Genomic DNA, 10130 nt, shown 5'->3' on the forward strand with positions numbered 1-10130 from the left:
GGCGACCCGGGTGCCTGGGGCGCCCCAGGCGCCCCAGGCACCCGGGTCGCCCCCGCCGCCCGTCAGCGCGACGCCGGAGGCCGCGCGGCCCGACGCCGAGGCGGTGGCGCGCGCCTTCGCCCGCTGCTTTTCGGGTGCCGACGGCGCGCTCGTCCTGGATCACCTGCGCCGGATCACCTTCGAACGCGTGCTGGCCCCCGAAGCCGGCGAGGCCGCTCTGCGCGACCTGGAAGGCCAGCGCCGCCTGGCCGCCACGCTGCTCGCCCTGATCCGGCGCGGGCGCACCGGCGGCTGACGCCGTCTCTCCGTTCCACCTGACGAGGATCGACCCGCATGACCGACAGCCTGCTCGCCGGCGGCCCGACGCCGGCCGACCCCAACCGCGTCCCGCCGCAAGCCGGGCGCAGCCGCATCCCGGAGACCCCGCGGATCCCCGAGAAATTCCGCGATCCCGAAACCGGGGAGCTGCGGGGCGACGCGCTGCTGCGCTCCTATCTGGAGCTGGAGCGCAAACTGGCGCGGATGGTCGAACTGCCGCAGCCGGACAGCCCGCCCGAGACGGCCGGGGCGTTCCGCCGCGCGATGGGCGTGCCGGACACGCCCGAAGAGTACCCGGTGCAGCCGCCGCACCCGATGATCCAGCCGGACCCGGAGGTCAACGCCACCCTGCACGCGGCCGGGTTCACCCCGGATCAGGTGCAGCTGGTCTACGACCTCGCCGCCGAGCGGATGCTGCCGGCGGTCGAGGAGCTGGCCGGCGAGTTCGAGGCGGAGCGCCAGCTGGAGCGGCTGGTCGAGCAGTTCGGCGGACCGGACAAGTGGCGCGAGGTCGCCGCGGCGCTCAGCGCCTGGGGCCGCAAGACCCTGCCCGGCGAGGTGTTCGAGGCGCTGTCGACCACCTACGAGGGCATCCTCGCGATGCACCGGATGATGGCCAACGGCGAGCCCGGCCTGGGCGCCGGCGGCGCCGCGGTGGCGGAGTTGAACGAGGACGACCTGAAGCGCCTGATGGCCGATCCGAAGTACTGGCGCCAGCGCGATCCGGCGACGATCGCAAAGGTGCAGGACGGCTTCAAGCGCCTGTTCCCGGGCCAGGCCGGCGGGTGACGCGCCGCGCTGCTTGAAGACCCCGCGCAGGGCATCGCAGCGGGTCCCCGTTCCTCCATTGGGAGGAGAGCGACAGGGAGAGGAGGCAGCCGCCGCCCTCGACGATGCGGGCAACCTCCTCCCCTAACCCCTCCTCCCAGTTGTTTGGAGCAGGGGGATCAGTTGTGCTCGCCCGCCTCGCTGCTCGCTCTCAGACCTCACCGACAGCAACGCGGGTGTCGCGCCGGCCAACTGAGCCGCCGCGCGACGCCCGCGCCGACGGAAGGCCGCCGGCACGCCCCCAATTCCCGCGGGGGGCGATACCGCGCGCCGCCCGGTTTCCCTCCCCGGCCGGCCGCCGGCGGCGCGGCCGCCGGCGGCCTTCCGTCACCCTTATTCCGCGACCGCCGACAACCCGCGGACCACCCAGGTCCGTCGGGCCGGCGGCGCGCGTCCGCGCGCTTCACGGCCGCCGCACGACGGCGACAACCGTGGTCCGCGTGTCGACCCGCCCCGACAACCGCATAGCGAGACCGACAGACCATGTCCCAACAGGTCGACCAGGCCTTCATCCGGCACTTCCAGACCGAAGTGCACACGGCCTACCAGCGCCAGGGCTCCAAGCTGCGCCAGACGGTGCGCAGCAAGTCCAACATCAAGGGGGCTACCACAACCTTCCAGAAGGTCGGCAAGGGCGCCGCCTCCACCAAAGCCCGGCACGGCAAGGTGCCGGTGATGTCGATCGACCACACCCCGGTCGAATGCCAGCTCGCCGACTTCTACGCCGGCGACTGGGTCGACAAGCTGGACGAACTGAAGATCAACATCGACGAGCGGATGGTGGTCGCCAACGCCGGCGCCTACGCGCTGGGGCGCAAGACCGACGAGCTGATCCTCGCCGGGCTCAACAGCTCAACCAACTACGCCGGCGCGGACACCGACGGCCTGACCAAGGCCAAGATCCTGACCGGCTTCGAGATGCTGGGCGGCACCGACGTGCCGGACGACGGCGACCGCTTCGCCGTGATCGGCTGGAAGCAGTGGTCCGACCTGCTCGACATCCAGGAGTTCGCCAACGCCGATTACGTCGGCCCGGACGAGCTGCCCTGGAAGGGCACGCAGGCCAAGCGCTGGCTGGGCACGCTGTGGATCCCGCACTCCGGGCTCGAGCTCGAGGCCGGCGTGCGCAAGTGCCACTGGTACCACAAGACCGCGATCGGCCACGCCTCCGGGTCCGATGTGACCAGCGACATCTCCTGGCACGGCGACCGCGCGGCGCACTTCGTCAACAACATGATGTCCCAGGGCGCGTGCCTGATCGACGCCGAGGGCGTGGTCACCATGCGCTGCCTGGAAACCTAAGGAGACCCGGTCGATGGCATTCCAGGCCCGTAACCTGAGCGTGCTCGCCTACGCCAACGGCTTCACGCTGTGGCATTACACCACCGTCGACGCGGCGGCCGCCGTCGACACCGCCGGCTACTTCGACACCGCCGCGGAGATGCTGCGGGTGGGCGACATCGTGATCGCCAACGTCGATACCGACGCCACTCCCGGCGCCGGCCTGTTCCTGATCAAGTCGAACGCCGCCGGCACCGTCGACGCCGCCGACATGACCGCGATCGGCGCGAGCGACACCGACTAGAGCAAAATCGATGAAGGTCGAGTCGGCCTTCATCTTGCTCTAGCCCCACGTCTTCGCCTGTCTCCGAGGGCCGTGGTTCCTCCTCTCCCTGTCCCTCTCCTCCCACGGGAGGAGAGGGAACCCGCCGATGCGCCTTGCCCACCCGTCGCCACCCGTTGGTGACGGGCGTCGCAGCGCGTCCCCTCTCCTCCACCGGGAGGAGAGGGCTAGGAAGAGGAGGGTGCCCGCGGCGTGGGCGAGCCGGCAGCTGATCCACCTCCCGCGAACCCCGAAGGACCCCCGCCCATGGCGTCTTCCGCCGTCCAGCTGTGCGCGCGCGCGCTGATCGCGCTGGGCGCCCAGCCGATCGCCAGTTTCCAGGAAACCACGCCGGAGGCGCAGGTCTGCCGCACGCTCTATCCCGGGCTGCGCGACGCGCTTCTATCCGCGCATCCCTGGAGTTTCGCCACCGCGCAGGCGCGCCTGCCGCGCCTGACCGCGCAGCCGGTCGCCGACTTCGCGCACGCCTTCCAGCTGCCGCCCGACTTCCTGCGCGCGCTGTCCGCCGGGACGGCGTCGCGCGGCCGGGGCGTGCCCTACCGGATCGCCGAGCGGCGGGTGCATGCCGACGTCGACCAGCTGATGCTGACCTACCTGTTCCGCCCGCGCGAGGCCGACTTCCCGCCGTTTTTCGACCAGGCGCTGGTCGCCCGCCTCGCCGCCGAGTTCTGCCTGCCGATCACCGAGAGCACCAGCCGGGCCGAAGCGCTCGGCCGGCTGGCCGAGCAGGCCTACCAGCGCGCCCGGCAGATCGACGCCCAGCAGGAGACGCCCGCGGCGATCGAGGGCTTCCCGCTGATCGAGGCGCGCGGGCGATGACCCGCCGGCACGTCTACAAGACCAACTTCACCGGCGGCGAACTGGACCCGCTGCTGCTCGGCCGCGGCGATCTGCGGGCGTATGAGAACGGCGCGCGCGAACTGACCAACGTGACCCTGCATCCAACCGGCGGCGTGTCGCGCCGGCCGGGGCTGCAGTTCCTGACCGAGCTGCCCGGGCCGGCGCGCCTGATCCCGTTCGAGTTCTCGGTCGACCAGGTCTACGTCCTGGCGTTCTCCAACTTCCGGATGGACGTCTATCAGGACGGCCAGCTGATCGCCGGCAACCTCGCAGCCCCCTGGCAGCAGGGCACCCTGCCCGAACTCGCCTGGGTGCAGAGCGCGGATACGCTGATCGTGACGCACCCCAGTTCGGTGCCCCGGCTGATCACCCGCGACGGGGCCGGCGCCTGGTCGATCGCGCAGATGAAGTTCGCCTCGATCGGGCCGCGCCACCTGGTGCCGCACGCCAAGATCGCGTCTTCGGACGTCACGCTCGATCCCGCCGCAAGCACGGGAACCGACGTGCGCTTCGTCGCCGGCGCCGACCACTTCACCGCCGACCATCAGGGCGCGCGCCTGCGGCTGCACGGCGGCGAGGCGCAGATCACCAACGTCGTGGATGCGCGCAATGTCGACTGCGAGATCCGGGTCGAGCTGGCGTCGGACGCGGCGACGGCGGACTGGAGCGAAAGCGCCTATTCGCTCGCCGCGGGCTGGCCCGCGATCGCGGCGTTCCACCAGAACCGGCTGGTCCTGGGCGGCGGCAGCACCCTGCCGAACCGGCTGTTCCTGTCGAAGACCGACGACCTGTTCAACTTCGACCCCGGCACCGGCCTGGATGACGAGGCGATCGACTTCGAGCTGTTGAGCGATCAGGTCAACGCGGTGCGCGGCCTGTTGTCGGGGCGCGATCTGCAGGTGTTCACCAGCGGCGGCGAATGGCGCGTCACCGGCGACCCGCTGACGCCGACCAGCGTGCAGGTCAAGCGCCAGACCCGGGTCGGCTCGCGCAGCGACCGCTACACCGCGCCCAAGGTGATCGACGGCGCGACCGTTTTCGTCGGCCGGACCGGCGACCGGCTGAACGAGTTCAGCTACTCCGAGGTCGAGGGCGCATATCTGAGCGACGACCTGACGCTGCTCGCCAAGCACCTGGTGCGCGATATCGTCGAGCTGGACTACCAGCCGTCGAAGCGCCTGCTGTACTGCGTGCAGGGCGACGGCAGCCTGGCCGTGCTGACCCAGTACCGCAGCGAAAAGGTGACCGCCTGGTCGCGCTTCACGACCGACGGGCAGGCGCGGGCGATCGCGGTGATCGACCCCTACGTCCATCTGGTCGTGGAACGCGACGGCGGGCACTTCCTGGAGGTGCTGGAGGAGGCGCTGCACCTGGACGCGGCGATGACCGGCACCGCCGACCCGCCGGCGGATACCTGGTCCGGGCTGGACCATCTGGAAGGCCGCAGCGTGTCGGTGCTTGCCGACGGCATCGTCAAGCCGCCGGTCACGGTGTCCGGCGGGGCGATCCAGCTGGACACCCCGGCCGGGGCGATCGTCGCCGGCCTGGGCTACACCCATATCGTCGAGCCGCTGCCGCCGCTGGTCAGCAACGCCATCGGCACCGGCTACGGCATCAAGGTGCGGCTGATCGAGGCGACCTTTCGGCTGCTGGATAGCCAGGCGCTCGCGGTCGACACCGGCGACGGCGCCGCGGCCGCCCCGTTCCAGCTCCTGGGCGGCGAGCTGCTGGACGCGCCGGTACCGCCTTACAGCGGCGACAAGAGCGTGCGCGCGCTGGGCTGGCGGCCCGCCGGCATGTCGGCGTTGTGGCGGATCGCCGGCGACGCGCCGCTGCCCTTCACGCTGTTGTCCGTAACAACCGAACTCAAGGTGAACGATTAATGGCCGGTTTTCAGTCCGTCGTCCCCGCCGTCGTCGGCGGGGCGGTCAATTACGCCAGTACCCAAAGCGAGGCACGCCAGGCCCAGTCGGCCCAGGCCGCCAACCTGGAGGCCGCGCGCCGGCAGCGCGCCTGGGAGCGCCAGCAGGCGCAGGCCGCGCGCGACCACGAGCGCCGCATGGCAGAGGAGGCGTTCGCGCGCGAAGTCGCCCTGGAGCGCGAGCGCACCCGCCGGGCGCGCGAGATCTACGACGCGGAGAACCCGCCGGCGGAAGCCGACCCCGGCCTGGTCGCCGACCGGCTGAACACCCTGGAGGAGCAGGCGGCGGCGCGCGACACCCGGGCCCGCGAGCTCGCTCAGTCGAAAGCCCAGGCGCGCGCCCGGGCGGCGGCGGCCGGGATCACCGGCGGCGGCACCGCCAAGGCGATCCAGCGCAACCTGATCGAGACCAGCCGCAAATCCGGCGAACGTGCCGAAACGCAGTACCGGATCCGGCTGGACGCCCAGGACAAGCGCCACGCCCGCAACCTGCTGGACGCGGAGAACCGCCGGCGACGCGCCATGCTGGGCCTGGAGACGCAAATGGAACCGCGCGCCTAACCCGGTTCCTCGACCGATTTTCCCGTTGATCGGAGAACGCCCATGCCCGACGTCCTGGTCGCCGACGCGCGGCCGTACGTCCAGTACGCCTGCGACGGCGTGCAGACGGTCTTCACCTATCCCTTCCCGATCCTGGCGGCCGAGGACTTGACGGTGGTGCTGGACGACGGCAGCACGCCCGCCGGTGTCGTCGTCGCGGGCGTCGGCACCGACGGCGGCGGCACGGTGACGCTGAGCCCGGCCCCGGCGGACGGGCGCACCCTGACCCTGTTCCGCGACATGCCGGTCGCGCGCACCACCGACTTTCAGGAGGCCGGCGAGTTCCGGGCGAGCGCGATCAACGCCGAGCTCGACCGGCTGACGCTGATGCTGCAGCAGCTCGAGGCGCAGGTCGCCCAGGCGATCAAGCGCGCGCCGGAGGATATCGACAGCGCGCTGCTGCTGCCGCCGGTGGCGGAGCGCGCCGGCACCGTGCTGGGCTTCGACGCGGCCGGTCTGCCGAGTGTGATCCAGGCGCCCGCCGCGGCGGCCGCGACCGCGTCCCATGCGGCCGATACCGCCGTGGCGGCGGCGGATAGCGCCAGCGCCGCCGCCGCCAGCACCGGGGCCGACGCCAGCGCCGCCGCCCAGGCGGCGAGCACGGCGGCCGGCGCCGAGACGGCCGCGTCGCTCAGCGCCGGCAACGCGGCCACGGACGCCACCGCCGCCCAGGACGCCGCCGACACCGCGGAAGCCTGGGCCGACACCGCGGAGGACGTGGAGATCGCGCCCGGCATCTATTCGGCGCGCCACTGGGCGGCGAAGGCACAGATCGCCAGCCTGTCGGCGGAGCGCCGGCGGGCCGACCTGGTCGCCGTGCGCGCCCGGGTCGCGGCCCAGGTGCCGTCGGTCGCGGTCATGCCGGTGTTCGGCTTTGACGCCACGATCGGGGCGGGGGCGGACGAACTCTCGGTCGCGCGCAGCGGCAGCGCGCACGTCACCGACGCCAAGGGCCAGCTGGTCGCGGCGCCGGCGGACACCCCGCGGTTCGACCATGACCCGGCGACCGGCGAACCGCTGGGCGTGTTGTGCGAGGGCGCGCGCACCAACCTGCTGCACGACAGCTTCAACCCGGCGAGCCAGACCCGCACGCTTGCCGCCGGAACCTACACCCTGTCGGTGCGCGGCCCCGGCAGTTGCGCGCTCTCCGGCGGGCCGAGCGGGACCGCGCAGCAGGGCGCGGCCGTGACCTTCACGCTCGCCGGCAGCACCGCCGTCACCTTCACCGTCAGCGGCACGCTGACGGCCGTCCAGTGCGAGGCCGGGGCGAGCGCCACCAGCCCGATCGAGACCCCCGCCGGCGGCACCGCCAGCCGCGCCGCCGAGCTGATCACGCTGGTCGACACCGGCTGGCACGATCCCACGGGCATGAGCTTTGTGATCGAGGCGCACCTGGCCGACGTGCCGGCGAGCGAGGTGCTGCGCCTGTTCAGCCTGAACGACGGGACCGAGGCCAACCGGCACGACCTGTACTATGCCGGCGACATGAGCCGGGTGCTGTTCTTCGCGAAGTCCGGCGGGTCGAGCCAGGGCAACGTCGACGGCCTGATCGGCGGCTGGAGCGATGGCGCGACCCATACCCTGGCCGTGACCGTGGGCGGCGGCGCCCGGGCGCTGTTCATCGACGGGGTCAAGGCGGGCGCGGACAGCCTGACAGAGCCGGTCGGCGCCAGCACCGTGCGGATCGGGCGCAACCACGACACCGCCCCCTGGCAAGGCCACGTCCGCCGCCTGCTCGCCTATCCGCGCCGGCTGTCCGATGCAGAGATCACCGCGCTGACCGGTTAGGCCCGCAGCCGCCGGCTGAACCGCACGACCAACCAGGGCTGCACGCCCATCGGGAGACCGGCTTGACCGAGGCCACCCGGCGACTGCAGCTGCGGCTGCTCGAGACGCTGCCCGAGATCGCCGAACGGGTGATCCAGGGCTACCAGGACCACACCGACACCCCGCCCCCGGAGGCCGCGGGCGACAAGGAGTTCAGCGCCCGGCAGAGCGCCGGCAAGGCGGCGCTGTCGCACCTGGACGCGCTGATCAAGCTGCTGCGCTGGGCCGAAGCCGGCGTCAGCGCGGAACTCGACGCCGCGCCCGGGGACGGCGGCCAGCCCGGCGACGCGGCGGAAACCGACCGCTTGAACCGGCTGCTGCGCGAGGCGCGCGCGGCGCTCGGCCGGATCGAGGCGGTGCGATGACCCGCCCCGCCCAGGGCGCGGCCCCGCGTCTACCGGGCGCCCGCGTGCCCGGGTTCGGCGAGTTCGTCTGGGTCTGGGATCGCCAGCAGGGTCTGCAGACGGCGGCCGTCCACCTGCGGATGGCGCGCTGGCTGGAGGCCGGCTGGCGCCACGGCGAAACGCGGCTGCTGCTGCAAGCCTTCCGATCGGCCGGCAAGTCCTCGCTGGTCGGGCTGTTCGGCGCCTGGCTGCTGGGCCGCCATCCGGACCTGCGCATCCTGGTGCTGGCGGCCGAGCAGGCGCTCGCGGTCAAGATGGTCCGTCAGGTCCGCGGCATCGTCGAGCGGCACCCCTTCCTCGCCGGCCTGCGGCCCGAGCGCGCGCCGGAGTGGGCGGCCGACCGGTTCACCGTCGAGCGCCCCGGCGTGCTGCGCGACCCAAGCGTGCTCGCCCGCGGGGTGAGCGCGAACGTCACCGGCAGCCGGGCCGACGTGGTGATCTGCGACGACGTCGAGGTGCCGAACACCTGCGACACCCCCGAAAAGCGCGCCGAACTGCGCCGGCGGCTGGGCGAGATCGACTACCTGCTGGTGCCGGGCGGGCTGCAGCTGTTCGTTGGCACGCCGCACACCTATTTCACGATCTACGCCGACGGGCCCCGGCGGGAAGCGGGGGAAACGCGGGCGTTCCTGGACGGCTTCACCCGGCTCACGGTGCCGATCCAGGACGCCGACGGCACGCCCGCCTGGCCGGACCGCTTCCCGCCCGCGGCGATCCGCGAGCTCGCCCGGCGCAGCGGGCCCAACAGCTTCGCCAGCCAGATGCTGTTGCAGCCGGTCAACGCGGCGGAGGGCCGGCTCGACCCGGCCCGCCTGCGCCGCTATTCGGCCGAGCTCGACTACACCGAAGGCAACGACGAGGCGGTCCTGACCCTGCGCGGCGCGCGGCTGGTGGCGGCGGCCTGCTGGTGGGATCCGTCCTATGGCGCGCCCGGGCGCGGCGACGCCAGCGTGATCGCGGCGGTGTTCCTGGATGCGGCCGGCAACGCCTATCTGCACCGGGTGCATTACCTGACCCATCAGCCGGTCGCCGACCCGGCCGGGCCCGGCGCGGTCGACGAGGCGACCCAGCTGTGCCGGCAGGCGGCGGCGTTCGCCCGCGCGCTCTACCTGCCGTCGATCAGCCTGGAGGTGAACGGCCTGGGCCGCTTCCTGCCCGGCCTGCTGCGCCGCGAGCTGGCGACCGGCGGCGTCCCGGCGGCGGTGCGCGAGGTGACCAGCCGCCGGCCCAAGGACATCCGCATCCTGGAAGCCTTCGACGCCCCGCTCGCCGCGGGCGCGCTGCACGCTCACGACAGCGTGTTCGCGACCCCGTTGCTGCAGGAGATGCGCGACTGGCGCCCCGGCCTGGGGCACGCCCGCGACGATGGGCTGGACGCGGTCGCCGGCTGCCTGGCGAGCGAGCCGGTCCGCCTGCCGCGCCTGCCCGCCGCCGGCCGGCACACCTGGCGCCCCGGCGCCACCGGCGTCCGCGCGCTCAGCGAGTTCGACGTCTAGAGCAAGATGCTGGAAGGCGAAGCCATCTTTCAGCTGAATCTTGCTCTCTCTTCCAGCAGTTAGAGCAAAATTCATGATGGAGGCCGACACGACCTTCATCGATTTTGCTCTAGGCCGCGGCCGCGGCGCGTTGTGCCGCACATCCTTCCGCCCGAGTGCGCAGAGCGCCGGCGGCGGGTCGCTCTCCCTCGAGGGGAGATGACAGGTAAGGGTGGAAATCCCCGGCGCATGGCGAGGAGTCCCACCCTCACCCTCCCACGCCCTGAAGGGCG

The 10130-nt window shown here is 72.6% G+C and carries 10 protein-coding genes; all 10 read left to right on the plus strand.

What is annotated here, in order from left to right; genetic code table 11:
- Positions 1 to 295: Bbp19 family protein (locus CKO28_RS25060; RefSeq protein WP_200343720.1), on the plus strand; the 295-nt coding region annotated here is incomplete at its 5' end.
- A gap of 38 nt (positions 296 to 333) precedes the next feature.
- Positions 334 to 1107, plus strand: coding sequence for a capsid assembly protein (locus tag CKO28_RS25065; protein ID WP_207168924.1), 774 nt, complete (start codon positions 334 to 336; stop codon positions 1105 to 1107).
- A gap of 522 nt (positions 1108 to 1629) precedes the next feature.
- On the plus strand, positions 1630 to 2448 hold the full coding sequence (locus CKO28_RS25070; protein ID WP_200343722.1) for a phage capsid protein: 819 nt from the start codon (positions 1630 to 1632) through the stop codon (positions 2446 to 2448).
- Between the two features lie 13 nt (positions 2449 to 2461).
- Positions 2462 to 2731 carry a hypothetical protein gene (locus CKO28_RS25075; protein WP_200343724.1) on the plus strand — a complete coding sequence of 90 codons (270 nt, stop codon included), beginning with the start codon at positions 2462 to 2464 and terminating at the stop codon, positions 2729 to 2731.
- A gap of 285 nt (positions 2732 to 3016) precedes the next feature.
- Complete coding sequence (locus tag CKO28_RS25080; protein WP_200343726.1) at positions 3017 to 3589, plus strand: phage connector family protein; 573 nt, start codon at positions 3017 to 3019, stop codon at positions 3587 to 3589.
- On the plus strand, positions 3586 to 5493 hold the full coding sequence (locus tag CKO28_RS25085) for a phage tail protein (protein ID WP_200343728.1): 1908 nt from the start codon (positions 3586 to 3588) through the stop codon (positions 5491 to 5493). Before CKO28_RS25080 ends, CKO28_RS25085 begins: the two co-directional genes overlap by 4 nt.
- The gene (locus CKO28_RS25090) at positions 5493 to 6092 is read left to right on the plus strand and encodes a hypothetical protein (RefSeq protein ID WP_200343730.1); all 600 of its coding nucleotides are present in this window, start codon (positions 5493 to 5495) and stop codon (positions 6090 to 6092) included. The genes CKO28_RS25085 and CKO28_RS25090 overlap by 1 nt, the downstream gene beginning before the upstream one ends.
- 42 nt (positions 6093 to 6134) lie before the next feature.
- Positions 6135 to 7919, plus strand: coding sequence for a LamG-like jellyroll fold domain-containing protein (locus CKO28_RS25095; RefSeq protein WP_200343732.1), 1785 nt, complete (start codon positions 6135 to 6137; stop codon positions 7917 to 7919).
- Between the two features lie 62 nt (positions 7920 to 7981).
- Entirely contained in the window at positions 7982 to 8323 is a 342-nt protein-coding gene (locus CKO28_RS25100) for a hypothetical protein (RefSeq protein ID WP_200343734.1), read from the plus strand.
- Positions 8320 to 9858, plus strand: a complete 1539-nt coding sequence (gene terL, locus CKO28_RS25105; protein ID WP_200343736.1) for a phage terminase large subunit — start codon at positions 8320 to 8322, stop codon at positions 9856 to 9858. Before CKO28_RS25100 ends, terL begins: the two co-directional genes overlap by 4 nt.
- Positions 9859 to 10130 lie beyond the last annotated feature (272 nt).

This window comes from Rhodovibrio sodomensis (genome assembly GCF_016583645.1).
Taxonomy (GTDB): domain Bacteria; phylum Pseudomonadota; class Alphaproteobacteria; order Kiloniellales; family Rhodovibrionaceae; genus Rhodovibrio; species Rhodovibrio sodomensis.